This window comes from Bradyrhizobium sp. 45 (genome assembly GCF_023073155.1).
GTDB lineage: Bacteria > Pseudomonadota > Alphaproteobacteria > Rhizobiales > Xanthobacteraceae > Bradyrhizobium > Bradyrhizobium canariense_D.
The window spans coordinates 909,867-933,765 of record NZ_JADPIX010000122.1 but is presented as its reverse complement, the minus strand read 5'-3'; the positions used below and the strand labels follow the sequence as shown (position 1 = coordinate 933,765).

Here is a 23,899-nt window from a genome sequence, read left to right as displayed (position 1 = left end):
GTGATTCGCCTAGGGTGTCAGCATTCTTCGCTTACATGCCTCGATCTGACTTCGGCGAAACACTTCAGAGTCGGCAACCTCGCCTGAAGGCGCACATCAGTGTCAATACGCGATCTCGTGTTTTTTCAAAACCATTGTATTTCTCAGGCAAGAAGATTCGCAGCCACAAGATCTTCGGTTGCGGCCCCAACAGACTTGAAGAGAGTGATCTCTTGCTGCGAAAGGCGGCCAGACTTCAAACCATTGGTTAACTCATGAAGATCCCCACAAATCATTGAGGCGTCCCACCGGCCACCCGCAATCGGCTGGAGCAGATCACCGGCTTCTTTGAGGGCACGCATAGTATCTACGAACACGCGGCTGCGGCAAACAGCATCGTCGTCGGTCTCACGCATTTCTGGTGTGAATGCGCCGACGAGATCGAGATGTGTTCCTGGCCTGAGGTGCTGACCTACGATCAGCGGCTCACGTGACGTGGTGGCGCAGCTAACGATGTCCGCCAACGAGAGAGCGTCCGTCTGATCAGCAGCCGGTTTGGCCTTGAGACCTGATGCTCAAGTGTGTCCGCGAGCTTAGACACGTTGCGCATTGCGCCCCGAGACCAGCACGGCTTCAATCGGCCTAACTGCGCGATGGGCAACGGCCAAATAGGAGGCGAGCCGGCCGGTTACAATCAGCAGCAGCGTGCGGCTGTCGGGGCGTGAGAGATGTCGTCATGCGAGCGCGGAGGCGGCGGCCCTACGCCGATTAGTGAGTGTTTCGCCATCGATCATTGCGCGCGGCCGACCGGTTGCCGTCGAACAGCATGTAAAGCGAGGAAAAGGCGGGAGACCGCATGCCCCGCGCTTCGGAAACACGGTCACCAGCTTCGCGCCGAGTGCCTTGCCCCGCTCCCAAGCCGGCATTGTCAGGAGACGACCTGGGCTTGCAGCGGTACCAACATTATAGCTCTGCCGCACCGGCATCGCTTCTCCGCCGCGCCGCTTAAGGCATCCATCAACCTCGGATAGTTGAGGCCGGCATCTACCTCTGGGACGGAGAAATAACGCGACATGATTTCCTCGTTTTATGCGAAGTTCGGACGAGTTTAGCACCCGTCGCTCCGATGACAGCACGGTCTATACCGCCGCCAAAGAGAGGCCGTCGCCAGCGTTTAGAATTCCGTGTGAAGCTCGACCGAACGTACAGAACACAAAAATCGCTCGCCTCGTAGCAACAGATCGAGGTCAATGGCCGTCAGAGCGCGAAGTTGAGTCATGAGCATGCCGATGACAGTCCCATACTTGGCGAACTCGCTTGGGTAATCAGAACCGGGTCTCCATTAGGTGAACAAGTTGGGACCCCGCGATGTAGAAGGCTTCCCGCGCGGCACGAAAGCGTTGCCGTTCAACGGCAGTGACCGGCAGCGGAAGATCGTTCTCCGCGATCTGCCCCAGAACGTACGAAGCCAACACACTGCCAAAGACTGTGCCAGGTGCGATGCCGCGACCGTTATAACCGCTGAAAGCAACGACGTTGCGGTCGAGCTCGTGAAAGCGCGGCAGGTTGTTCGAGGTCATTCCAATCATGCCGAACCAGCCGGTTTCAAACTCGACATCCTGAAGTCCCGGAAACAGCTTGCGCAACGATCTCTGAGCCCATGCCCGGTGAACGGATGCGCCAATACCCTCAAGGGCACCAACACTGCCAAACACGAGGCGCCCGGAGCGATCCAAGCGAAATGAAGAGAGGACCTCTCGAGTGTCCCACGCTCCCTGCCGTTCAGGCAGGATCGACTTCCTCAGACCATCCGGCAGAGAACCTGTAGCAAAGTTGAAGTAGGGCAGATGGATCTGCTCCTGCCGTACCTGCGACCAAAGTCCTTTACCATAGGCATCCGTCGCAACGATCACCCATTCCGCATCTACCGATCCGCTTTCTGTGCTAATCCTCCAGCGCAGGCCGTTGTGTTGCGCAGTAACAGCCTCGCTCTGTGTGAATATCCTGGCGCCCGCTGCAAGCGCGGCTCTCGCTAGACCGTGCACATAGGCCAGCGGCTGTATCGTCCCGGCGCGCTTATCGAGCAGCGCCCCGCTGTATTCGCCACCGCCCACTTTCCTGCGTGTCTCCTCTGCATTTAGCACTACGACAGGGGCGCCACGCTTCTGCCACTGTTCGGCGCGGGCCTCGATCTCTTGCAAGCCCTTACGTCCGACGGCACAATGCAGGGTACCGGCACGTTCCACTTCACATTCGATGCCATGCTTTTGGATGAGGTCGAACACCTTTTGCGGTCCACGGCCGAGTTGTTCAATCAACCGTTCGCCGAAGGGGGCGCCGAGCGTATCCGGAAGGGTGTCAGGCATCACCCACATGCCCGCGTTAACCAGACCGACGTTCCGGCCCGAACCGCCGAACCCAATTTCGGACGCCTCCAACACCGCGACGCGCGCCCCTCCTTCGGCGAGATGAAGTGCAGACGACAGCCCGGTATATCCAGCGCCAATCACGATCACATCCGCTGCGGTGTCACTGGCGAGGGGAACAGTGTCTGGCGCCGATGGCGCGGTGAGAGCCCACAATCCATGTGATGCTGAATTGTTTCGCATCCAGAAATCCTCCTACTATTCTTGCTTCTTGATCAGCCCAGGTGGCGCTGCAATCAGTGCCGCGCCTAAGGGTCAAGGATGGATACCATTTCGTCGATATGTGCATCGATCCGTTCGAGAACCTGCCCAGGCACGACGTCGCGTTCTGGAAGAACTGACCACTTGTCGCGCACGGCCGCCGCGGTCTCAGCTACAGCCGTCACCACTGCCCCCTCTGGAAGACGGCTGCGGTTCGCGAAATTGCGCCAGCGCTCTGGAGTCAGGGGCTTGAATGACTTTTCGCCCGCAAGGCTCAATGCTAGACCATCTTTCGGGATATAGGAAACTGTTGAGAGCACGTCGTAGATTGGCGCCAACGTAGGCCTCCGTCCCTCTCCAGGATACAGTAACGACCAATTCTTGAGATGCATGTCGCCATTGCCCGTGATCGCGGAGAGCGCAAGACGACGGACAAATTCGATCGCGGAATCGAACGAGACACCGCTGTTCAGCGCGGCCGCGATATTGTGATACGCCGCACCGGTATATTTCTCGGAGGGATAGCGGCCGAAGACCTGTGCAAAGTCCTCCATATGCACGCGCGCTGCATCGGCACCGCGATCGAAGCGACGGACAAGAAGCACTTTGCCCGTGGACATGGTGTTAAGCTCTTCCGGAATGCCGGCGAAATCCGTCTTTTCGACGAGCTCACGTGCAGGCACTTCCATCCCTAGCGCTTCCGCTAAGGCTAGGATCGCGAATTCGTTTTCCGAAAGCCCAATGTGGGTGAGGGAGGGAAATTTCGCGATGTACTGCCCTTGCTCATCGTCGACGGCGAGCGTGATCCCCCCTTTTCCGGTATTTTTGATGACGGAGAGCTTCATCTGGACACCGGCGAGCGAAAAGCGCGCCTTCTTCTTGCCTTCTGATTCTGGCCCGGCCGGAACGGGAACGCCGTCGCTCGGCAACGCTCGTACCGCTCCCGGTAGATTTGTCCCCAGTGCTGCCAAGAGATCGAAGTCGTTTCCAGGTCTTACTGACGCTGCGTGGTGCTTTTCCATTGCTTCGCGCAGTTTCTCTTCGGGCAGCAAGTTCGCGAAGAACGGCGGCAGCGCGCCGCGTATGGGTTTGGGATCCCGGCGGAGGCTGCCATCCGCCGAGCGAAGCGACAGGCTGAAGATCGGAGGGTCGTTCAAGCTCCGATACGCGGGCAAGAGATTGAATGCGCTGTAGTCGCCCGGCGTTCGCACGAGCGTGCCGACGGCAAGATCGTTTAATGAGATGTCGAGCGATTGGATACGTTCAGCCGCGAGGACAGGCTTATTCATGCTCCTCCTCAACATCTGACGTGAACGCAGGATGGTCATCATCGCCCGTAGCTGGCTGCAGCATTGATTGAATAGCCGGTACCATCGCTTGCGGAATCAGCATCATTTCCATGCCAAGGGCGCGAGCAACGTTGACGAGTGTCGTTGCGCGCGCTGCAGCGGCACCCGTTTCAATGTCGCGATAGCGGGGCCTGCTAATGTTCGCCCGGAGGGCGACTTGCTCCTGGGAGAGGCCAGCAGCCCTTCGCGCTCTGCGAAAGTGTAGGCCAAGTTCCTCGAGCAGCGGGTTTGGAGCCGAAGCCATGATATGTTCTCGGATCATTAATACCGAAATGATATGTAAACAGATCACACATCGCAGTCAAGCGAAACGTAAACAGATCTTCTTTATCGACAATGATGCTTAAACATATCTTATTCCAGCGGCAATGTCGTCTGAACTGTTGACCCTGCTGCCAGAATGGCCCTTGGGGCTAATGCGCCTGACGCGATGAAGGAGCCAGATCTTATCGCCAGGTTGACACAGATTCCCATGGCGCTCGCGTGCATTGGGCGCATAGGAATGGCCGCCAGCGAACGAACCGGATCCTGGAACGCGGTGCGTCGCTTTTATGGAACGCCAGTTGAAAGCGGTCGGTAGATGGATCATCGAAGTTCTTCCATGACGCGCCGTCCTAGTGGCGTCGTGCCGAGTCGTTTCCGTGAGGCGCCTTTGGCGCCAAGCAAGTCCGTATTGCCAAATCAATTCCGATGTCCGCCGGCCCGCCTCGATGTAGCTACGAAGCGTCGAACTACCTATCAATTCGTTTTTCATTCTTCGACATGCTTCCCACGACGGCCAATAGCCTGCGGGCGTGACCGGGCCGCTGACGTGGCCACTCGCAGGGCCGCAATGCGAGCGGAGTGGTCTCGGCTAGTACCAGCAACTTTTCTTCTATTCGCGTTGATATCCAATCCTACGACGCGCAATTAACGTGTTCCTATGCAACATCAACCGGAGCATGATGGTCAAATCGGCGGCACTCGACAGGGAAAGTTCGACGACTGCGTTGATTCTCTTGACGTCCCCGCCCAAGAAGCGACCAGGCAAATACACAAGAGCCTCGCTCGCTTCAATCGTGAGAGTTGACGATGGGCCACTTGAAGGAGACGCTCCGCACCATGAAGCGACCTCGGAAGAATCGCGGCATGCCGCCGCCCGCGACGTTCGATATCGATTCGCTGCCGGGCAGCTCAAACTTAACGGCATTAGAAACGGCCGCCGTGATCCGGCGCACGCCTGGAGCCCTGGAGCTATGGCGGCGCAATCCGAACCACCCGCTGAAATGGCGCTACATCGATGGCCGCCCGCTTTACCGAGTTGATGCGGTGCGCGACTATCTGGCCGGACGCGATGAGACAACTAAGTCGTCGCAGCCGCATAATGCTCGCGAAGACGGCCAAGCAATTCGGCCTTGATGGGATCGAGCGGATTCGTCCGCTGCAGGCGCACGACCTTGCCTCCCCGTTTAGCGCCGACCAACTCCGCGATGTAGTCATGAGCAGCTTCGAACGCCATCTTGCGGATGATCCACTGTTCGTCGTGATTGTAGACCTGATCGATCCCGCGCGGCTTTTGCCCGACACACAACCGCTGGATTTCGTTGTCATAGCCGCAGCGTGACATGATGGTTCGCAAGCTGCGCCTTAAGTCATGCATTGTGAACTTGGCGACACCCGCTTCCTTGACCAGGCGGTCGACCAAGTTTGTGAAGCCCGATATCTGGCCGCCGGTCTTCGGTGACGGGAAGACATAGTCCGACGTCGCACGCTGGAAATGTTTTGCGGCCGTAAGCACCTCGTCAACGAGGTGGGTACGCGGCACGTCGTGGTAAACGCCCATCTTGGTCCATGCTGCCTCGAAAGTGATGCGGTCATCCATGACGTGATTTTGCCACTCGATCATGGCTGGCTCGCTGCGGCGCGGGCCGCCAAGTAGGCACATTCGCGTCAATAGCCCAAACGTCCCAAGCTTGCCGGATGCGTGCCAGACTTTGATGATCTCCTCGTCGGGCAGCGCCCGGCCCTTCGTTCGGCGCCCGACCCGCTGCGCGCGCGTCTCCTTGGGCACGCGATAGCCGGCGAGCACGTTGTGCTCGACGTAGCCTTCGCCGACGCACCATTCGAGGAACGTGTGCGTGTGCTTGCGCAAGTCCTTTGCTGCGCCGCGCTTGCCGGTCTTGCCGATCCTGTCCACCGCCGCCATGATTTGCCGTCGCGTGAGCTCGGCGATGGCGAGGTCGAAATGATCTTTCAGACCGCGTCGGAGTGCCGACATAGCCGGTTTCCAGTTGACGACCTGGCGCCCGGTCAGGGACATTTCGTAGGGGCCATCTTCAACGATCAAGGTCGCCAGTGTCGTGCACTGCCGCTCGGCCAGCGCTTGCCGCTTCGCCTCGCGCTTGCCCTCATTGGGATCGATCCCAATGACCACCTCCCCAGCGACGACGGTGGCGGCCCTGCGCGCGGCCTTCTCATTGAATTTGGGCCATGCACCCAGCGTCTTGCGTTGGGTGCCTTTCGTCCCAGGCTTTGTGAACATGAAGACCCAGGTCCTGCCACCCGTCGCGCGCATCCTGATCGCGAGCCCCGGCTGCTCTGTGTCGTGCAGATAGTGCTGCGATTTGCCCGGCGGCAGCGTCGCCGCACGGATGGCCGCGTCAGTGAGTCTCAGGTAGTTCGTCGTTCCTTCAGCTCTGAGAGATTCTTTACTCTTTTCCATCGTTTGTGCTCTCGCTCCTTGCGCCCTGAGACGGGTCGCGGCGATCCTAGAAGAAATGGACCACAAGCCATTGCCTTCGCGTTCCCAGTTAATGTGCCCTAAGGGAAATCCTCTGAAGGGCACAGCAGGGACATACAACATGTGGTAAGGCCAACCGAGGCCACGGATGGTCCAATATGGCCACAAGTCCTTACCTTACAAGGACTTTTGCAATAAAACTATGGCTGGATTAGGTTGGCTACAGTCCACCAGTTGTGGTTCACACGGGAGAGGTCCAAGGTTCGATCCCTTGTGCGCCCACCATTCACCTTCCTGAACCATAATTTGCTGCGGAAGATAACCGACGCTCGGCGGCTGTCTTCACCCGTCCAAATCAAAAACAGCGAAAACAACCCCATGCACAGTAGCCGACCTCAGTCGGATCAATGAGTTACGGGATTGCGACTTTTCCGAAATAGAATTTGACTCGTCGGGCAAAACACCGGCATGATGGCATCATCGCGGGGACCTGAAGCGCGATCGCATCAAGCTTCACGCAACCCGCGCCGGTCGCCAGGCTGCGTACAAACCGACCAGGGTGCCGATAATAACCAGCGCTGCGGCCAGCAGCAGCTGCAATTCTCCATCGTCCGTGGTGCCTACGGACGACACAAGTCTGGTCACCACGACGAACAGAATGCCCACGGAGGCTGCTGCACCCACGCCGAGATAGGCGAGCTCGCGCGTCAGCTTGCGGCCGAGGAGTCCGAGTGCCGTGAAATACATCGCGCAGGCGTTAGGATGAACGAACAGCGCAATGCGCGCGTAAGGACCGTAGGCGTCGAGGAGGGACTCACACCGGTTCAGTGCCGCCTTTGAGGCAACTCGCTGCAACAGCGGTCTGAAAAAACGAGCCTGTCCGTAACTCAGGACGGCGCCCAGGATGATGGCCAGCCATGCCACGATGAAAACGGAGACGTCCGCGGGCTTCGGATTGAGCGCCACGGACATCAAGATGAGAGCGGTTCCGGGGAAATAGCCAAAATACGGGAAGACCGCCTCCAGCAGCACGCAGACGAATATGAAAGCCGGAAACCACGCCGAACCGGTCGCATCCTGGACGATGGCGTTCAGGTCGAAGAGGTTTGTCCTGTACAGGACGAGGTACATGCACATGGCCAACCCGGCCAGCGCGTAAAACGGCAATGCTCCCGATAGAAACCGCCTCATCCAGCTATCGCGCCTTGTTGCGCGGACACAGCGGAAACCATCGATAAACGCCCCCTACCCAATCGACAAAATCTCGATCTCCTGCGCACCGGACCCCACGACATCCCCGACCGCCTTCCCCATCAACGACTTCGCCACCGGTGCCACGAATGAGATCGTGCCGGCCTTGGGATCGGCTTCGTCCTCGCCGACGATGCGATAGGTTTGCACGCGGCCATCGGCGCGGCTGAAGGTCACCGTGCTGCCGAAGGCGACGACATCGGTCGAGGCCGGGGCGGGAATGACCTGCGCCGTGCGCAGCCGTTCGGTGAGATAGCGGGCGTCACGCAAGGGCACCGCCGACTGCCGGCGCTTTTCGTTGACGTCCTCGATGGCTTGCGCGGCTTCATAGGCCTCGCGCGCGTCCTGAAGCTGCTTTTGCAATGCCTGCAAGCCTGCTTCCGTCACGAGGTTTGGATGCGGCGAGATCGGCCGATCCGGCAACAGCGTCTCGGCGGCGGTTTCCGCGCTCTCTTCCTTGGTAAAGGCAACGCTCAAGTCGAAAATCCTGTCGAACTGTTCGGGCTCACGGCCCGCGCCTTCGCGCCGCAAGCAATCGCGGCGGGCAGAAGCTGGCGATCATCCCGGATCATATCTCAAGTACGACGAAACGGCGCAGCTTGAAAACGATGTCCGGCATGGCCTGCCGGAACCGCGTGGCATCCCGGAACGTGGTCGAGAACGGCGCGAAGGTGATCATCGCGTTCCAGTGCCTGTAGCCGTAGACCGTGACGGAGGCGCCGGTCGCCGGAAAATTCTCGAGCTTGCGCAACTCACCCAGGACGAGATCGGCGATCGCTTCAGCAGGCAGCAACTGCTTGCCATCAGGTGTCGTGGCGATCTTCGCTGGCGGCTCGACTGGCTTCGCGGGGGCCAGCGCCGCATCGGGCGCGTTCTCGGAATTTGTTTCGGGCTTGCCCTCGAGGTTGGCCGGCGGCGTATCGGCGGCGGGCGGCTCGACCAGCTCAAATCCGTTCGTCGGCGCGGTCGGCGGCGGAACCTCGATGAGCGGCGGCGGCGCAATGCTTTCTGCGGCGCGCCTGTTGCCTCCCAGGATGCTGCTGATCATGGCCACGAGGCCAGCATCCTTCACGTCGTCACTCATTACTCCCCCCAGGCTTCGACCTACTCTAGCACCGCTCGCGCGGACCGCCACTGGGGATGTATGGCCGGATTCCGTCCGGCCAAGATCCTATTTCACGTGATGGCATTGGCGGGGCGATGCTCGATCACGCCGCGCTGCCGTGCGATCCGTCACTGCTTATCGAACGGAATGTATTGTTGGTATTGCTTCGGCACCGAGCTGCGGTAGCGCGCGGGCACCGTGCCGCTGTCGACCGAGTGATCGATCTCCTGCTGCCGCGTCATCTTCTTCTTCGCCGGCTTCTTCGACGCACTCTTCTTGGAGTCGGTCGGCTGGCTGGAGGTGTCGTTGGTTGCGCCCGGCGCTGCCGGCGTCGCTGCCGGCGCGGCGGTTGTCGCCGCAGGCGCCGCGGTTCCGGCGGCGGCTGGTGCGCCCTGCGCCAACGCGAGCGGTGTCTGCATGAGAAGCGCCAGCGCTGCTGTCGCAGCCAGCAAGTATGATTTCTGCATTAGAACCTCCAAAATACCTGATCCGAATAAGGCAAGCGTATTTCTGCGGGATCGACGCGTGCAAGTCCGTTCACGATGGGCTCGAACCCCATGGTGAACTGTGGCCGAGATCACATTGCCGGCAGCAGGCTGCGTCATGATGCGCCTTGTCGCGAACGCAAAGCATTCTGGCGACACCAATACAGGCATGACTGCGCAACAGACGAGCCAGGCTCGCTGACATTCCCACCCACTCGCTCTCGAAGGAGACTGACATGCGTCGCACGATCCTCACTCTCGCATCGCTCGCGGCCCTGCTCGCCGTAGCATCCCCGGCAGCCCAGGCACATCCTGCGAACGATCGATATTGCATCCAGGGCCGCTCGTGGGGCTATCCCGGCAATTGCCAGTTCGCCAGCTATCAGCAGTGCCTCGCTACCGCCTCCGGCACGTCGTCCTATTGCGGCATCAACCCGCGCTACGCGTTCTCGCAGCAGCGCGACTACTGACGAATTGGCGGCGTGCGCGTATGACGCGCGCGCCGCCACAATTTTTGCGTGAAGACGACCCGCTTCGCCGACGTGCCGGCGAATTGAAACTGTGCGAAGCCGCTTGCGTCCGTCGATGACGAGAATGTTATCCGTCATCAGCACCGAGAAATTCACGATGCGCAGCCGTGGCTTGCGGGCCAAAGGCGCACCTTCCGAAAATTTCGATACCGGGCAATTGTGATCCATCTCGCTCGTGGCAGGCGTGATCGCGCCTAGGCTGCAAACTCCAGCGCGAGAAACCTTAGCCCGATCTTTCCATTCGACTTTTCAGGAAGGTGTTTCAATGAGCAGCCGCCACGCAATTGTTCCGCGCGGTCTGAACGCAACGCGTTCGCCGCTTTCGCAAGGCCGCTTCGGCCGCATGTTCCGCAAGCTCGCACCGGCCAAATTCGGCCCGAACGATTCCAACACGATCGCAAACCTGTCGGCGCTCGCCGACAAGATGGTCGCCGGCTTCGACGGGCCGAAGGACGGACCGGACGCGGAAGAGAGCGGCATTCCCTCGCTCTACACTTATTTCGGCCAGTTCATCGACCACGACATCACCTTCGATCCGGTCAGCTCGCTGACCAAGCAGCAGGACCCCGACGGTCTCGTCGATTTCCGCACGCCGTCGCTCGACATGGACAATGTCTACGGCCGCGGTCCGAACGACCAGCCCTACATGTATGACGGCATCAAGTTCCGCCTCGGCGAAAAGGTCACCGGCGCGGGCGTGCCCGATGCGGTCGATTTGCCGCGCTTCAAGGGCCGCGCGCTGATCGGCGACCCCGCAACGACGAGAACAGCATCGTCTCGCAATTCCAGGCCTTGATGCTGCGCTTTCACAACCGCATGGTCGACGACAATGACAGCCTGTCGTTCGAAGACGTGCAGCAGCGCGTTCGATTCCACTATCAGTATGTGGTGCTGAACGACTTCCTGCCGCGCATCGTCCACGCCAGCGTGCTGGACCAGCTGAAGACCGCGGGTCACTACGATCGCAGCAAGCTCGCTTACTACCATTGGAAGACCTATCCGTTCATGCCGGTCGAGTTCTCGGTCGCGGCCTACCGGCTCGGGCACTCCATGATCCGCCCTGGATACCGGCTGAACGACGCGGCCAACATGCTGCTGCAGATCTTCCCCGATCCCAACAATCCCGACCACAACGCACTGACCGGCTTCCGCGCCATGGGACCGGGACGCGCCATGGACTGGGGCCGCTTCATCGATCTCGACACGCGCCCCTACGGGGTCGAGGACGTCGACACCAATCCCGACAACAAGAGGCGGCTGCAGTTTGCCTATCGCATCGATGCCTCGCTGGTGGACCCGCTGCGCAAGCTGCCGCCGGAAGTCGCGTCCAATCCGGCGTCGCTGGCGCTGCGCAATCTCGAGCGCAGCTGGCGGCTCGGACTGCCGTCGGGCCAGGCCGTCGCCAGGGCGATGAACCTGACGCCGCTGAGCGACGACGAGATCATCATCGGCAAGGCCGTCGACGAGCCCGGGACGGGCGATCCGCAAGTCAAGATCGCGAGCATCGCGAACGGCGCGTTCGCCGGCAACTGTCCGCTGTGGGCTTACATCCTGGCCGAGGCGCGGCAAAACATGACCGACGTGCCAATCTCCGCGACTGGTGGGCCCGCCACGGTCAAGACACCGCAGCTCGGACCGGTGGGCGGTCGCATCGTCGCCGAAGTCTTCCTCGGCATGATGTTCGGAGATAATTCCTCCGTGCTGTCGCTCGACCCGCAATGGACGCCGGTGACCGGCTCCAGCTTCGCGCTGAAGGACCTCGTCGCCTACGCGCTCGGCCAGGGCGATCCGCTGCATTGAGGGGATGACGGTCGATGATGCAAGGCCGCTCGTCGTGCGAGCGGCCTTGTGACCCACTCGCCTCGACGCGCGGGCGGATGGATCCTGGCAGGCGTGCTTCCCTAACGCAAATCCGTCCGCTTCCTGTTGACTCGCATCGCGAATGGAGAAATCCTTCAACAACGCAATTGCCATTGCCGATCTCAGCAGTACGAACTTCGGCGCCCTCGGTTTTATCGGCGCCATCTGACCAGATTTATTCTGAACAGAAACGGAGGGGCCGATGCGCGCGCTCGCCTTGAGAACCGTCTCTCTTCTCGCCCTCGCTACCTTAGGCTCGATTTCCGGCACGCCCGCCGCACGCGCGGAAGACGGGGCCGATGAGCAATTTGGCAAGGTGCACTTCCAGACTTCCTGCAACGAGGTGGCGCAGCGCCGCTTTGATCGCGGGATGCGTTATCAGCACTCGTTCTGGTACCGGCCCGCAAAGGAAATTTTCGAGGAGACGCTGCAGGCCGATCCGGAATGCGCGATCGCCTATTGGGGCATTGCGCTGAGCCTGCTGTACAATCCGCATTTTGCCGCGCCGAAGGAAAACCTCACCGGAGGGCTCGCCGCGCTGCAGAAGGCGAAGGCACTCGGCGCCAAGAGCGAACGCGAACGCGACTATATCGATGCGCTGCTGGCCTTCTATTCGGGCGACGAAAAGACGACGTTTGGACAGCGTGCGCAGGCCTATCTCAGGGCAACCGAAGCCGTCGCCGCGCGCTATCCCGATGATGACGAGGCGCAGATCGCCTACGCCATTACGCTGAACGTCACGGCGTCACCAAACGACAAGTCCTATGCCAACCAGCTCAAGGGCGCCGCTATCCTGGAGCCGATCTTCAAGCGCCAGCCGCGGCATCCCGGCGTCGCACATTACCTGATCCATCTCTATGACTATCCGGCGATCGCAGAGCAAGGACTCGACGCTGCTAAGCGTTATTCCGAGATCGCGCCGGCGGCACCGCACGCCTTGCATATGCCGTCGCACATCTTCACGCGCGTCGGCTACTGGAACGAATCCATCGACGCCAATAGCCGTTCCGCGAAGGCTGCCAAGGAGGGCAAAGACCCCAGCGAGCAGCTGCATGCCGACGATTATATGGTCTACGCGCTGCTCCAGCTTGCGCAGGACAGCCGAGCCAGCGAGGTCATCGCGGACATGATTGCGACCACTGGCTATGTGCCGGCTGTCCGCGCCGGTCCCTACGCGATAGCAGCCAGCCAAGCGCGCTATATGGTCGAGCGCGGTGATTGGCAGGGCGCCGCCGCGCTGAAGGTCGAGCCGAGCCGGTTTGCCTATGTCGATGCGATCACCTATTTCGCCCGCGCCCTTGGCGCCGCGCGCTCCGGCAATGCAGACGCGGCAACGGCGGACATCGCCAAGCTGGCGGAGTTGCGGGACAAGCTGCAGCAGGACAAGGACGCCTATTGGGCCGAAATCGTGGACATTCAGCGGCAGGTCGCTACAGCCTGGCAGCTCAACGCCCTGGGGAAGCAGGCGGATGCGTTGGAAGCGATGCGCCTTGCCGCCGATGCCGAAGACAAGACCGAAAAATCCATCGTGACGCCGGGTCCACTTGCCCCCGCACGCGAGCTTTACGGGACCATGCTGCTCGAACGCGGCATGGCGACGGAGGCATTGGTCGCGTTCGAAAGCACCATGCGCAAGGAGCCGAACCGATTTGGCGCGACGATCGGCGCCGCTCACGCGGCCGAGAAAGCGGGGGATCCTGTGAAGGCCCGCCAGTACTACGCGAAAGTCGTCGAAACCGCGAGAAATGGCGACTCATCGCGAGAGGACCTCGCGGCCGCACGAAAGTTGATGGCTCAGAATTAGCAAAGATGTCGCGGCAACTTCCATGCGCCTGACAAGCAAGCTCGTTGCAACCAGCGCAGCCATCGCACTGTTCTGCTCAGCCACAGCGCTCTGGATATTGCGATCCGGTGAACCGGCACGCGCAACAGCGACCTCCGGCGAGGTTCGCCCAGTGTGGACGGAAATCGACTGGCCTTTCGGTGCGGATCCCTGGGGGAAAGGAAAAGCGTTCCGCTGCAAGGCCGCGGATTGCGGCGGCGAAGTCCAGCTCTACGTTCGCGCCAAGCTCGGCTTTTGCAATTGCGCCACCGGCATTGCCGATGACGGCGACCTCGAGCAGATGGGCGACCTGGCGCTGATTGGGAAGGCAACGCCGACGGCCGCCGGCCGAGAGATCCTTGTCGGTCCAATGCGCGGCCGCAGCCGGGCATATCGCGTCGAGGGGAACGCCAAGGCCGCGCTCTCACTCGCCTTCAATCAACGCTGCGACATGGTGGCCGCGACGGCTTTGCTCGCACCGGGCGCCACCGCGTCGCTCGAGCCGGCGGTGCTGGCGTTCCTCAATAGCGACCGCATGCTGAAATGGGCCGAGATCGCGCTTGGGCTATGACTCAAGGGAATAGCTGAATTAAAGGCGACAATTCGGCACACGCCTTAACGCGCCATCCCGAGGCCGACCTCCTCCAGCCGCGTGGCGAACCAGCGCGACAGCGGCTGATCGAGGACGCCGCTGACATAGACTTCCGAGATCGTCACGTTGTCCTTGTCCAGCACCAGCAGCACGCCGATCCAAAAGGCGAACCAGACATGCGCATCGGTCAACGCCATCAGCTTGTGCTGGTCGTGGTCGAGCGCGGTGTGATTGCTGGCCTTGCGGATCTCCATGGTGAGCAAATTGTTCGGGATCTCGCGCTGATGCACCACGACGTCAGGGTAGATCGACTTGCCCAGATGATCGTCGGTCGAGATGATGGTGCCGTGCGGCAGATGCAGCGTACGCTCGCCTAGCCGGTCGTAGTTGCAATCGACCGACCAGCCGCAGAACTGCTTCTCCAGATGCACGGCGAAGCGGTGCGTGATGGCACGCTCGCCGATGTCCTTCTCGAACAGGAATGTTTCGTGTGCGTAGAAGTCCCGGAGTGCCGCGATCACCTTGTTCAGCTCGGTCTGCATCTTGCCCCCGGCCCTCGGCGCTCCTGATGCGGTGCCCTACATCTGGACTTCGATCAGCCGCGGTCCGGGCTCGGCGACGGCCTCGGCCAGCGCCTTGTTGAACTCGTCCGCGTTGGTGACGGCGCGGCCGGGCACGCCCATGCCCTTGGCCAGTGCCACGAAATCCAGCGTCGGCCGGTCGAGCCGCAGCATGTCGTTGGCGCGCTGTCCGGGCTCGCCGGCGCCGACATTGTCGAACTCGCCGCGCAGGATCTGGTAGATGCGGTTGGCGAACACGATGGTGACGATGTTGAGGTTTTCTCTCGCCTGCGTCCACAGCGACTGGATCGTGTACATCGCGCTGCCGTCGCCGACCATGCAGATCACCTTGCGGTCCGGGCAGGCGATCGCGGCACCGATCGAGAGCGGCGTCGAGAAGCCGATCGAGCCGCCCATGTTCTGGAGCCAGTCGTGCGGAGCAGCCGCCGCTGTCGGCGGGAAGAAGGCGCGGCCGGTGGTGAGGGATTCGTCGACCAGGATCGCGTTCTCCGGAATCGCATAGGCGATCGATTGCGCGATCGAGGCGTGGGTCAGTGCGCCGGTCGGCTTGAGCAGCTCAGCCGCGGCCTGCGGCTTGACGTCCTTCGCGCTGGCCTTCACCGCGCCGGCGAGCGCTTCCAGTGCAGCGACCGAATTCTCCCCCCAGGAGGTCATGCGATGCACCTCGCAGCCCTCGGGCTTGAGGATGCTCGGCTTGTTCGGATAGGCAAAGAACGCCACGGGATCGTCGGACTCGACCAGCACGATATGGCGGAACCTGGCCAGCATCTGCAGCGCGTTGTCGATCACGTAATGGATGCGGTCGATCGAGAAGCGGCCGCGGCCGCGCGCCATCCTGGGACGGAAGGTCGGGCCCATCACGGTGCAACCGGTCTTGGCGGCGATGCGCTCGGCCAGCGCCAGGCCCTGCTCGCTCAGCGCACTGCCGGTCATCAGCAGCAGCGTGCCCTCGCCGTCGCCGTGCAGGATCTTTGCGGCCTGCTCGACCGCCTGCGGCGAATAGCTCGCGCGCTGCTGCTCGGCCGGAACCTCGGCGATGCCGTCCGCTTCGTTCCAGGCGGTGTCGGCGGGCAGGATCAGGGTCGCGATCTGCGGCGGCGCGCTCTTGGCGGCGGCGATCGCCGCGGCACCGTCGGCGGCGACCGATTTGGAGTCCGGCGAAGTGCGGACCCAGGACGACATCGGCCGGGCCAGGCCCTCGATGTCGGAGGTCAGCGGCGCGTTGTAGTCGATGTGGTAGACGGCGTGCTGGCCGACGATGTTGACGATGCCGGAATTCGCCTTCTTGGCGTTGTGCAGATTGGCAAGGCCGTTGGCAAGACCGGGGCCGAGATGCAGCAGCGTCGAGGCCGGCGTGCCCTTCATGCGGAAATAGCCGTCGGCGGCGCCGGTCACCACGCCTTCGAACAGGCCGAGCACGCAACGCATGCCGGGCACGCGGTCGAGCGCTGCGACAAAATGCATCTCGGAGGTGCCGGGGTTGGAGAAGCAGACGTCGACCCCGCCCTTGACCATCGTCCGCACCAGACTTTCCGCACCGTTCATCCGTCAGCTCCCGCAACCGGCAATGTTCCAACAATCCATCCGATCAATCATTGTTCGCTCGTCTCGTCAAAGCAATAGCCGGCGTCGCCGCCCTGCCCCGCGCGGCGATGCGCTGGTTTGGCTAATACTTTCCGGCAAATTGGCGCGGTTGCCGGTTTGGTAACGCCAACCGTTAAGGATGCCCCGTCTCACGAGGCCGTGGCTTGCGGAAAGCCCGCAAATATGGCCTGTAACTTCAGTTGAATCGATTTTTTGCTGGGGGAACAATGATCCGGTATTTTGCCGCGCCGATTGCCGCCATCGCACTGCTGTCGGCGACCGCCGGCGGCGCCTTCGCCGAGGAGTTCGACTCGCGCGACATCATGGGCGGCGGCCCGAATTTCTTCCGCGGCGGCTCGAGCCCAGTTCCCCGCACCACCGTCATGTATAACGGCAACTACGCCCCGGGCACGATCGTGGTGAACACCTCGGAGCGCCGGCTCTATCTGGTGCTCCAGAACGGCCAGGCCCTGCGCTACGGCATCGGTGTCGGCCGCGACGGCTTCCGCTGGGGCGGCGTGCACCGGATCACCGCCAAGAAGGAATGGCCGGACTGGACGCCGCCGTCACAGATGCTGGCGCGCCGGCCGGACCTGCCGCGTCACATGAAGGGCGGCGTCGAAAATCCGCTCGGTGCGCGCGCGATGTATCTGGGCTCGACACTCTATCGCATCCACGGCTCCAACGAGCCGGAGACGATCGGCCAGGCGGTGTCCTCGGGCTGCTTCCGCATGACCAATGACGACGTCACCGACCTCTACGGCCGCGTCGGGGTCGGCACCACGGTGGTCGTGCTGAACAACTAGCAAGAATCGGCGGCGCGTGGATATGCGGCCTTGTGCGTCGGTTCCGAATACGGCAGCGTCGCCTGGCAATGAGCGCATTGGCCCCGTCTCCGTCCGGCTTTCGCATCGTGCTGCTGGCGCTCGCCACCGTCGCGTTCGCGCCTGACACCGCTACCATCGCCGTCGCGGGCGAATTGCCCGCGATCGCTTCGCGCCAGCGCGCCGAGAAGAAGAGCTTTACCGACGGCGAGATCGTCGACGGCTTTCTGAAGACGGCGTTCGGCGCCGAATACCACCTTGCCGGCCGTGTCGATCGCATCCGCAAGTTCGACGGACCGGTGCGCGTGTTCGCCGAGAGCGATCGCGCCGACCGCAAGGCGCAGCTCGCGAAAGTCGTAGCCGACATCGGCAAGCGCGTGCAGCATCTCGACATCGCCATGATCGACTCCAGCGAAGCGGCGAATGTGCGCGTGAAGCTCGTGCGCGACCGCGATCTGTTCCGCACCATCTCGAGCTTCTACGGTGCGGAGAAGGCCCGCGAGATCCGCACCTCGCTCGATCCGCAATGCCTGTCCGGCTTCCGCAAGAACGACAATTTCGAGATCGAGCATTCCGACGTCATCCTCACCGTCGACAACGGCGATTTCACCTTCCTCGACTGCGCCTATGAGGAGCTGCTGCAATCGCTCGGCCCGATCAACGACACCGCCAGCGTGCCCTGGACCATGTTCAACGACAACGTCTCGATGGGCTATTTCGACGTCTATGACCAGTACATCCTCAACCTGCTCTACGATCCCCGCATCAAGGCCGGCATGACCGTGGCTGAGGTCAAGGCGGCGCTGCCCGACGTGCTCACCGATGTACGCATTTGGGTAAGGCGCGTGAACGATCTGAAGGAGTGAGATCGCAAGGGGAGAAGGAAAGCACCGTGGCGCGGCTTTACGCCTTCTTCGCCTTCGACATCAAAAATTGCTGGCGCATCACGTTGTTGCTTCCGTCGTAATATTCGGAGATCAGCGCCTCGAACTCGCTGCGAAAACTCCGCAGCCTGTCCGGCTCGTCCTTGTACTGGGCGACGAGCTTGATCAAAGGCCCGATCGTCGTTTCCATGGTGCGGCGGAAATGCTGCGGGCTGAGTGCGGACGGCGTCATGATGTCCATCTCGAAGGTGATATCCTTCGCTTTCCCTGCGAGACGTTCGGCGACGATCTTCGGATCGCCCCACGACACCGGTGAGGCCACGCCCTCGGGCGGCGGCAGATGGCGGCCGATCAGCGCGAACATCCGGCCGACATAGAGATGCGGCGGCCAGGTGGAGAAGGCGATGGTGCCGCCGGGCTTCAGCACGCGCAGCATCTCGCCGATGGCGACCTTGGGACGCGGCGCGAACATGTGGCCGAACTGGCTGAGCACCACGTCGAACTCGTTGTCGCCATAGGGCAGGCTTTCGGCGTCGCCTTCGGCGAAGTCGACATCGAGATTCGCCAGCTGCGCGTGCTCGCGGGCGCGCTCGAGCAGGACCGGCGACAGGTCGAGACCCCTGACCTTCGCACCGCGGCGCGCCGCCGTGATCGCGGCAACGCCGGTGCCGCATCCGACGTCGAGCAGCATTTGGCCGGTCGCGACCCCGGCGAAGCTCACGAGCTTGGCGGCCGAGGGCGTGGTGAACACTTCCATCGGCGTGAACAGCGACCAGGCTTCCTTCTGGACTGCCTTGAAACCAGCAAACGGGTCTTGGTCGGCCATGGAACTCTCCCTTCGCTCAATGTCAGTTTTTCATGAGGCTGACGACGGATGCCAAAGGTTCAACGCAAGCCCATGACGGCGACGGCTTCGCCTCCCTGGCGGTCCTATTGCACGAGATCGGCAACGATGGTCGCGGCCTTGAGGCCGGTGCCGGTGAGGACCGCGACCGTGGTCTCGGTCGCCTTGATGCTACCGGTGACGGATAGTTTCTCCAGCGCGGCGGCAGCACTTGCGCTGGTCGGCTCGGCGAACAGGCCCTGCCGCGCAAGACGCCGCAGCGCGGCGACGATCTCGTCCTCGGTCAGCGCGACAGTGCCGCCACCGCTCTCGCGCAACGCGCCGATGATCTCGCGCAGGCGCAGCGGATGCTTGATCGCGGTGCCTTCGGCGATGGTCTTGTTCACCTCGCGCGCGACAGGGGTGTCGACGCCGGCCTTGAAGCTTGCATCGATCGGCGAGCAGTTGAGCGGCTGCGCCGCGAACAGGCGCGGCAGCCTGGTGATCTGGCCGGCTTTCAACAGCTCACGGAAACCAAGGGCGCAACCCAAAAGGCTGCTGCCGGCGCCGACGGGCACGATGACGTTGTCGGGGACGCGGAAGCCGAGGTCCTCCCATATCTCATAGGCGAGCGACTTGGTGCCTTCGAGGAAGAACGGTTGCCAATTGTGGCTGGCATAGAAGGTCTGGCTCGACTGCCGGATTGCCTCGGCCTCCGATTCCTCGCGCGGGCCCTCGACCAGCTGCACCGCCGCGCCATAGGCGCGGACCTGCGCGATCTTGGCCGGCGATGTCGAGGCCGGCGCGAGAATCTTCACGCGCATGCCGCCGGCGGCGCCGAGACCCGCCATCGACGAGCCGCCATTGCCGGACGAGTCCTCCAGAATGGCGTCGACGCCGATCTGCCGAAGGAAGGACAGCATCACGGCGGAGCCCCGGTCCTTGAAACTGCCGGTCGGGTTGAACCATTCGAGCTTGAAGAACGGGCGCAGCTCGCCCCAGGCCTGCTGCACCAGTGGCGTGCAGCCTTCGCCGAGCGTGATCGGAGTCTTGATCTCGACCGGCAGCGCCGCCCGGTAGCGCCAGAGCGAACGCGTGCGCGGCTCGATCTCCTCCCGCGACATCCCTGCCCCGGGCGTCACCAGCAGCGGCGTGCGCTCGTCCGAGCACCAGCGCGGCTGGTCCAGCGGAAAGAGCTTACCGTTGCGGGGGTCGATGTAGGCGGGGGCGGGCATGGCGGTCTCCAAGGAAGGCGATGCGGCAAAGGCGATCTGTACGTTTTGGTTTGATGACACGTTTTGTCCGGAAACTCGACGCCCGGCACGCCAACCGTGTGGCGCCTCTTGAAAACGTGAAAACCATAATTACTTCATCATCTTACTGCGGTGGCGGAGAGCTCCGCCAGTGCGGTAGCGTGGGACTCGGGCAAGCGCTGCCGGGTCGCGGGACGACAGGAATTTGGCCGCGAACCGCCCCGCCCCCGCGCAGCACGATTAACTTGTCTGTCGCGACTGCCCGCTACAATATGTTGGATTGAGCTCGCGCCGCCGGTGTTCCGCATCGGCAGCGCGACGAGCCAAGGCCCGTCCGAGCGGCGGGCCGTTGGCTTTTTAGGAGTTTGGTCATGAGCCGCGCGAACCGTACCGACCACATCCGCCTCACCTCCCATCCGGAGCCGGGCAGGACAGCCGCCTTCCCGATCCACTGGGGCGCCGCCGACGCACGCACCCGCGGTCCGATCATCGGCACGGTGTCGCGCGCGGGAGATCGCAACGTGATCGGCAGCCATGGCGGCTCCTATGCGATGTACCGCGCGCTCGCGGTGTCCGCCGGCGCGCTCGATCCGATTCGTAGGCCCGACCTCACCAACACGTTTCCCGCGGCGACCATCGGGCCGTTCCCGCAATGGAGCGATCCCGCCAAGATCGTCGCGCTCGATCCCTGGGGGCATCTCGTCGCCGAGAATTTCGGCAAGGACATCGCCGAGGGCATCGACATCAGGCCGAGCATCGCGGTGACGCGCGCGCGGCTGGACCTGCCGGAGATCCGCGAGGCGCTCGCCGCCAAGCGCCTGCGCGCCGACGGCGACGTCGTGCACGCCAATGGCAGCGTGTCGGTGGTGAAGATCGCGATTGATCCGGTCTGGTATCTGCCAGGCCTTGCGGAGCGCTTTGCGACCAACGAGACCGAGCTGCGGCGCACGCTGTTCGAGCAGACCGCCGGCATGTTCCCTGAGCTCGTGACCCGGCCGGACATGAAGGTGTTTCTGCCGCCGATCGGCGGCACCACCGTCTACATGTTCGGCGACGTCACCAAGCTGCCGGACCATCGCACCAAGATCACCTGCCGCGTGCATGACGAGTGCAACGGCTCCGACGTGTTCGGCTCCGATATCTGCACCTGCCGGCCCTACCTCATTCACGGCATCGAGGAATCCGCGCGCGGCGCGCAGGAGGGCGGACTCGGGCTCGTGATCTACAACCGCAAGGAAGGCCGCGCGCTCGGCGAGGTCACGAAGTTCCTGGTCTACAATGCGCGCAAGCGCCAGGAGGACGGCGATGCGGCCGCCGCCTATTTCGAGCGCACCGAATGCGTCGCCGGCGTCCAGGACGCGCGCTTCCAGCAATTGATGCCCGACACCATCCACTGGCTGGGCCTGAAGCGCATCGACCGCTTCCTCTCGATGAGCGACATGAAGCATGACGCTTTGACCTCGCAGGGCATCGACATCGTCGAGCGCGTGCCGATCCCGCCCGAGCTCATTCCCGCCGACGCCTATGTCGAGATCGCCGCGAAGAAGGCCGCCGGCTATTACTCCACCGACATTGCGCCGGAGAAGGACGTCGACGGCGTGGTCGGGCGTTCGCTGGAAAAATACTGATCGATTGATGGCAGACGCTTTGGAATTGCAGGCCCGTTCGCTGCTTAGCGCAGCAGCGGTTCGCGCGCGTGCCGGCGAGATGTTTGGGATCGGTCTGAACGGCGGGCTGACGCATTTCACCATCGATCTCGATCGCATGGATGGCGTTGCCGACGCCGTTCTCGCCGTGACGCGCGAGGCCTATCCGACGCTGGAGATTCCGTTCCATGCGCGCTGGCGGCATTTCGTGCTTGATGGCGTCGACCGTTGGGCGCGGCTCGCGGACGCGACGTCATGGCCCGACCGCGCGGCACGGGCGCGCGCGGAGTTCGACCTTGCCATCGTCAGCGTGCTGCTCGACGCCGGCGCGGGTGCCGCGTGGCGATACCGCGACGCGGTGACGGGACAGAGCATCGGCCGATCCGAGGGACTCGCGATTGCGAGCCTCGACATGTTCGCAAGCGGCCTTTTTTCCCACGATCCCCGCGCGCCCTTCAGGACCGATGCCGACGTGCTCGCGCGACTGCCACTCGCCGCGCTCACTTCGGCCTTTCAGGTGAGCGATGCCAATCCGCTGCTCGGGGTCGAGGGGCGGACCGATCTGCTGCGCCGCTTGGGCAAGCTGGTGGCGGAGCGGGCGGACGTGTTCGGCGCGCACGACACCCCGCGGCCGGGCGGGCTGTTCGATCACATCGCGGCGCAGGCGAAGGGCGGCGCGGTTCCCGCGCCCGCGATTCTCTCGGCGGTGCTGAATCAGCTCGGACCGATCTGGCCGTCGCGGCTGGAGCTTGCCGGGATTCCGCTCGGCGATTGCTGGCGCCACCCGGCGATCAAGGCCGATGACGCTACCGCGGGCCTTGTGCCCCTGCACAAGCTGTCGCAATGGCTGAGCTATTCGTTGATCGAGCCGCTGCAGCGCGCCGGATTCGACGTCACCGACATCGACGGCCTGACCGGGCTTGCCGAATATCGCAATGGCGGGCTGTTCGTCGATCACGAGGTGCTGCGCCTGCGCGACGCCGCCGATGCCGAGCGCGCGCATGCGGTGGATTCCCTGCTCGTCGTCGAGTGGCGCGCGCTGACCGTGGCGCTGCTGGACCGGCTCGCCGAACTGGTCCGCGCCAAACTCGGGCGCACTCCTGAGACATTGCCGCTCGCCAGCATTCTCGAAGGCGGCACCTGGGCCGCGGGCCGCGCCATCGCCTTCGCGCGCCGGCCCGATGGTTCGCCGCCGCTCAAGGTGATCAGCGACGGTACGGTGTTCTAGTCTCTCGTTCGAGTTCGCGGAAACAGATCCTTCATCCGGCGCTTCGCGCCACCTTCTCCCACAAGGGGAGAAGGAAGAAAGGCATCCGATCATGCAAGGCGTCACGATCGTCGATCATCCGTTGGTGCAGCACAAGCTGACCCTGGTGCGGGACAAATCGATCTCGACCAAATCGTTTCGGGAGCTGATCAAGGAGATCGGCATGCTGCTGTGCTACGAGGTGACGCGCGACCTGCCGCTCGCCGATACCGTTATCGAAACGCCGCTGGCGACGATGCATTCGGCCAAGATCGCGGGCAAGAAGCTGGTGTTCGTGCCGATGCTGCGCGCCGGCACCACTTTCGTCGACGGCATGATGGATTTGGTGCCGACCGCGCGCGTCGCCCATATTGGCCTCTACCGCGAGCCGCACAGCTTTGCCGCGGTCGAGTACTTCTTCAAATCGCCGTCCGATCTCAGCGAGCGCCTGGCGATCGTGGTGACGCCCGTGGTTGCGACCGCCAACACGGCTGTGGCCGCAATCGACCGGCTGAAGGAGCGCGGCGCCAAGGATATTCGCCTCGCCTGCCTGATCGCCGCCCCCGAAGGGCTCGAACGGCTGCGCGGACTGCATCCTGACGTGCCGATCTGGACGGCCGCAGTCGATGAAGGTCTCGACGAGAACGGCTTTATCCTGCCGGGCCTCGGCGACGCCGGCGACCGCGCCTACGGGACGAGATAGGCGCCGGCTTGCAAACCGCGTCACGTTAGGAACAGG

The 23,899-nt window shown here is 62.7% G+C and carries 23 protein-coding genes and 1 pseudogene; 10 read left to right on the top strand and 14 right to left on the bottom strand.

All coding sequences use genetic code 11. The features are described 5' to 3' along the window. Nucleotides 1-143 precede the first annotated feature (143 nt). From IVB42_RS24865 to IVB42_RS24845, 5 genes are all read right to left on the bottom strand, one after another. Nucleotides 144-503: a hypothetical protein gene (locus IVB42_RS24865; RefSeq protein ID WP_083926331.1), complete on the bottom strand. Its 360-nt coding sequence runs from the start codon at nt 501-503 to the stop codon at nt 144-146. 210 nt (nt 504-713) lie between these two features. After that, complete coding sequence (locus IVB42_RS24860; RefSeq protein ID WP_247384735.1) at nt 714-905, bottom strand: hypothetical protein; 192 nt, start codon at nt 903-905, stop codon at nt 714-716. Nucleotides 906-1,304: 399 nt separating this feature from the next. Continuing rightward, nucleotides 1,305-2,588: an FAD-binding oxidoreductase gene (locus IVB42_RS24855; RefSeq protein WP_247376444.1), complete on the bottom strand. Its 1,284-nt coding sequence runs from the start codon at nt 2,586-2,588 to the stop codon at nt 1,305-1,307. Between the two features lie 65 nt (nt 2,589-2,653). Next, complete coding sequence (locus IVB42_RS24850) at nt 2,654-3,895, bottom strand: type II toxin-antitoxin system HipA family toxin (protein ID WP_247384696.1); 1,242 nt, start codon at nt 3,893-3,895, stop codon at nt 2,654-2,656. Then, the gene (locus IVB42_RS24845) at nt 3,888-4,199 is read right to left on the bottom strand and encodes a helix-turn-helix transcriptional regulator (RefSeq protein ID WP_026232580.1); all 312 of its coding nucleotides are present in this window, start codon (nt 4,197-4,199) and stop codon (nt 3,888-3,890) included. Before IVB42_RS24845 ends, IVB42_RS24850 begins: the two co-directional genes overlap by 8 nt. 827 nt (nt 4,200-5,026) lie before the next feature. Here IVB42_RS24845 and IVB42_RS24840 point away from each other — a divergent pair. Continuing rightward, on the top strand, nt 5,027-5,353 hold the full coding sequence (locus IVB42_RS24840; RefSeq protein ID WP_083926328.1) for a hypothetical protein: 327 nt from the start codon (nt 5,027-5,029) through the stop codon (nt 5,351-5,353). Here the strand turns inward: IVB42_RS24840 and IVB42_RS24835 are convergent. The 5 genes from IVB42_RS24835 to IVB42_RS24815 all read right to left on the bottom strand — a co-directional run bounded on the left by IVB42_RS24835 (nt 5,298) and on the right by IVB42_RS24815 (nt 9,497). Further along, complete coding sequence (locus IVB42_RS24835) at nt 5,298-6,656, bottom strand: integrase arm-type DNA-binding domain-containing protein (RefSeq protein ID WP_026232579.1); 1,359 nt, start codon at nt 6,654-6,656, stop codon at nt 5,298-5,300. The two genes, IVB42_RS24840 and IVB42_RS24835, sit on opposite strands and share 56 nt — an antisense overlap. Nucleotides 6,657-7,187: 531 nt before the next feature. Beyond that, nucleotides 7,188-7,865: a hypothetical protein gene (locus IVB42_RS24830; RefSeq protein ID WP_247296109.1), complete on the bottom strand. Its 678-nt coding sequence runs from the start codon at nt 7,863-7,865 to the stop codon at nt 7,188-7,190. Nucleotides 7,866-7,919: 54 nt separating this feature from the next. Next, on the bottom strand, nt 7,920-8,402 hold the full coding sequence (gene greA, locus IVB42_RS24825) for a transcription elongation factor GreA (RefSeq protein ID WP_026232577.1): 483 nt from the start codon (nt 8,400-8,402) through the stop codon (nt 7,920-7,922). A 91-nt stretch (nt 8,403-8,493) separates the two neighbouring features. Continuing rightward, nucleotides 8,494-9,009 (bottom strand): hypothetical protein, encoded by a 516-nt coding sequence (locus IVB42_RS24820; RefSeq protein ID WP_018453702.1) that lies wholly within the window; start codon nt 9,007-9,009, stop codon nt 8,494-8,496. 149 nt (nt 9,010-9,158) lie between these two features. After that, the gene (locus tag IVB42_RS24815) at nt 9,159-9,497 is read right to left on the bottom strand and encodes a hypothetical protein (RefSeq protein WP_018453701.1); all 339 of its coding nucleotides are present in this window, start codon (nt 9,495-9,497) and stop codon (nt 9,159-9,161) included. Between the two features lie 254 nt (nt 9,498-9,751). Between IVB42_RS24815 and IVB42_RS24810 the strand changes: the two genes are divergently transcribed. From IVB42_RS24810 to IVB42_RS24790, 4 genes and pseudogenes are all read left to right on the top strand, one after another. Next, nucleotides 9,752-9,985: a DUF3551 domain-containing protein gene (locus IVB42_RS24810; RefSeq protein WP_007596464.1), complete on the top strand. Its 234-nt coding sequence runs from the start codon at nt 9,752-9,754 to the stop codon at nt 9,983-9,985. A 325-nt stretch (nt 9,986-10,310) separates the two neighbouring features. Beyond that, nucleotides 10,311-11,845, top strand: a pseudogene (locus tag IVB42_RS24800) (heme peroxidase family protein). A 262-nt stretch (nt 11,846-12,107) separates the two neighbouring features. Next, entirely contained in the window at nt 12,108-13,709 is a 1,602-nt protein-coding gene (locus IVB42_RS24795) for a hypothetical protein (protein WP_018453700.1), read from the top strand. 22 nt (nt 13,710-13,731) lie between these two features. Beyond that, a complete protein-coding gene (locus IVB42_RS24790; protein ID WP_247296111.1) occupies nt 13,732-14,298 on the top strand; it encodes a hypothetical protein in 567 nt (188 codons plus the stop codon). A gap of 44 nt (nt 14,299-14,342) precedes the next feature. On the opposite strand, the gene IVB42_RS24785 is transcribed toward IVB42_RS24790, so the two are convergent. Further along, complete coding sequence (locus tag IVB42_RS24785) at nt 14,343-14,861, bottom strand: hypothetical protein (protein ID WP_018453698.1); 519 nt, start codon at nt 14,859-14,861, stop codon at nt 14,343-14,345. 36 nt (nt 14,862-14,897) lie between these two features. Further along, nucleotides 14,898-16,445 carry an acetolactate synthase large subunit gene (locus IVB42_RS24780; protein WP_085349553.1) on the bottom strand — a complete coding sequence of 516 codons (1,548 nt, stop codon included), beginning with the start codon at nt 16,443-16,445 and terminating at the stop codon, nt 14,898-14,900. Between the two features lie 266 nt (nt 16,446-16,711). Here IVB42_RS24780 and IVB42_RS24775 point away from each other — a divergent pair, with 266 nt between their 5' ends. Together IVB42_RS24775 and IVB42_RS24770 are read left to right on the top strand one after the other, a co-directional pair. Beyond that, nucleotides 16,712-17,290 carry a L,D-transpeptidase gene (locus IVB42_RS24775; RefSeq protein ID WP_007596474.1) on the top strand — a complete coding sequence of 193 codons (579 nt, stop codon included), beginning with the start codon at nt 16,712-16,714 and terminating at the stop codon, nt 17,288-17,290. Between the two features lie 68 nt (nt 17,291-17,358). Continuing rightward, nucleotides 17,359-18,174, top strand: coding sequence for a DUF2927 domain-containing protein (locus IVB42_RS24770; protein ID WP_018453696.1), 816 nt, complete (start codon nt 17,359-17,361; stop codon nt 18,172-18,174). A 37-nt stretch (nt 18,175-18,211) separates the two neighbouring features. On the opposite strand, the gene IVB42_RS24765 is transcribed toward IVB42_RS24770, so the two are convergent. Both IVB42_RS24765 and IVB42_RS24760 read right to left on the bottom strand, forming a co-directional pair. After that, nucleotides 18,212-19,018 (bottom strand): class I SAM-dependent methyltransferase, encoded by an 807-nt coding sequence (locus IVB42_RS24765; RefSeq protein WP_018453695.1) that lies wholly within the window; start codon nt 19,016-19,018, stop codon nt 18,212-18,214. A gap of 104 nt (nt 19,019-19,122) precedes the next feature. After that, the gene (locus IVB42_RS24760; protein WP_247471290.1) at nt 19,123-20,250 is read right to left on the bottom strand and encodes a threonine synthase; all 1,128 of its coding nucleotides are present in this window, start codon (nt 20,248-20,250) and stop codon (nt 19,123-19,125) included. Nucleotides 20,251-20,639: 389 nt separating this feature from the next. On the opposite strand from IVB42_RS24760, the gene IVB42_RS24755 reads away from it, so the two are divergent. From IVB42_RS24755 to upp, 3 genes are all read left to right on the top strand, one after another. Continuing rightward, nucleotides 20,640-21,896, top strand: a complete 1,257-nt coding sequence (locus IVB42_RS24755) for a GTP cyclohydrolase II (protein WP_018453693.1) — start codon at nt 20,640-20,642, stop codon at nt 21,894-21,896. Nucleotides 21,897-21,903: 7 nt separating this feature from the next. Next, nucleotides 21,904-23,142 carry a URC4/urg3 family protein gene (locus tag IVB42_RS24750; protein ID WP_247296112.1) on the top strand — a complete coding sequence of 413 codons (1,239 nt, stop codon included), beginning with the start codon at nt 21,904-21,906 and terminating at the stop codon, nt 23,140-23,142. A 91-nt stretch (nt 23,143-23,233) separates the two neighbouring features. Then, nucleotides 23,234-23,863 carry a uracil phosphoribosyltransferase gene (gene upp, locus IVB42_RS24745; protein WP_007614501.1) on the top strand — a complete coding sequence of 210 codons (630 nt, stop codon included), beginning with the start codon at nt 23,234-23,236 and terminating at the stop codon, nt 23,861-23,863. Nucleotides 23,864-23,899 lie beyond the last annotated feature (36 nt).

Excerpts from the sequence above, each read along its gene's own strand:
- IVB42_RS24860 (WP_247384735.1), bottom strand. The coding sequence starts at position 905 with ATGCCGGCTTGGGAGCGGGGCAAGGCACTCGGCGCGAAGCTGGTGACC.
- IVB42_RS24855 (WP_247376444.1), bottom strand. The coding sequence starts at position 2,588 with ATGCGAAACAATTCAGCATCACATGGATTGTGGGCTCTCACCGCGCCA.
- IVB42_RS24850 (WP_247384696.1), bottom strand. The coding sequence starts at position 3,895 with ATGAATAAGCCTGTCCTCGCGGCTGAACGTATCCAATCGCTCGACATC.
- IVB42_RS24845 (WP_026232580.1), bottom strand. The coding sequence starts at position 4,199 with ATGGCTTCGGCTCCAAACCCGCTGCTCGAGGAACTTGGCCTACACTTT.
- IVB42_RS24840 (WP_083926328.1), top strand. The coding sequence starts at position 5,027 with ATGGGCCACTTGAAGGAGACGCTCCGCACCATGAAGCGACCTCGGAAG.
- IVB42_RS24835 (WP_026232579.1), bottom strand. The coding sequence starts at position 6,656 with ATGGAAAAGAGTAAAGAATCTCTCAGAGCTGAAGGAACGACGAACTAC.
- IVB42_RS24830 (WP_247296109.1), bottom strand. The coding sequence starts at position 7,865 with ATGAGGCGGTTTCTATCGGGAGCATTGCCGTTTTACGCGCTGGCCGGG.
- IVB42_RS24820 (WP_018453702.1), bottom strand. The coding sequence starts at position 9,009 with ATGAGTGACGACGTGAAGGATGCTGGCCTCGTGGCCATGATCAGCAGC.
- IVB42_RS24815 (WP_018453701.1), bottom strand. The coding sequence starts at position 9,497 with ATGCAGAAATCATACTTGCTGGCTGCGACAGCAGCGCTGGCGCTTCTC.
- IVB42_RS24810 (WP_007596464.1), top strand. The coding sequence starts at position 9,752 with ATGCGTCGCACGATCCTCACTCTCGCATCGCTCGCGGCCCTGCTCGCC.
- IVB42_RS24795 (WP_018453700.1), top strand. The coding sequence starts at position 12,108 with ATGCGCGCGCTCGCCTTGAGAACCGTCTCTCTTCTCGCCCTCGCTACC.
- IVB42_RS24790 (WP_247296111.1), top strand. The coding sequence starts at position 13,732 with ATGCGCCTGACAAGCAAGCTCGTTGCAACCAGCGCAGCCATCGCACTG.
- IVB42_RS24785 (WP_018453698.1), bottom strand. The coding sequence starts at position 14,861 with ATGCAGACCGAGCTGAACAAGGTGATCGCGGCACTCCGGGACTTCTAC.
- IVB42_RS24780 (WP_085349553.1), bottom strand. The coding sequence starts at position 16,445 with ATGAACGGTGCGGAAAGTCTGGTGCGGACGATGGTCAAGGGCGGGGTC.
- IVB42_RS24775 (WP_007596474.1), top strand. The coding sequence starts at position 16,712 with ATGATCCGGTATTTTGCCGCGCCGATTGCCGCCATCGCACTGCTGTCG.
- IVB42_RS24770 (WP_018453696.1), top strand. The coding sequence starts at position 17,359 with ATGAGCGCATTGGCCCCGTCTCCGTCCGGCTTTCGCATCGTGCTGCTG.
- IVB42_RS24765 (WP_018453695.1), bottom strand. The coding sequence starts at position 19,018 with ATGGCCGACCAAGACCCGTTTGCTGGTTTCAAGGCAGTCCAGAAGGAA.
- IVB42_RS24760 (WP_247471290.1), bottom strand. The coding sequence starts at position 20,250 with ATGCCCGCCCCCGCCTACATCGACCCCCGCAACGGTAAGCTCTTTCCG.
- IVB42_RS24755 (WP_018453693.1), top strand. The coding sequence starts at position 20,640 with ATGAGCCGCGCGAACCGTACCGACCACATCCGCCTCACCTCCCATCCG.
- IVB42_RS24750 (WP_247296112.1), top strand. The coding sequence starts at position 21,904 with ATGGCAGACGCTTTGGAATTGCAGGCCCGTTCGCTGCTTAGCGCAGCA.
- upp (WP_007614501.1), top strand. The coding sequence starts at position 23,234 with ATGCAAGGCGTCACGATCGTCGATCATCCGTTGGTGCAGCACAAGCTG.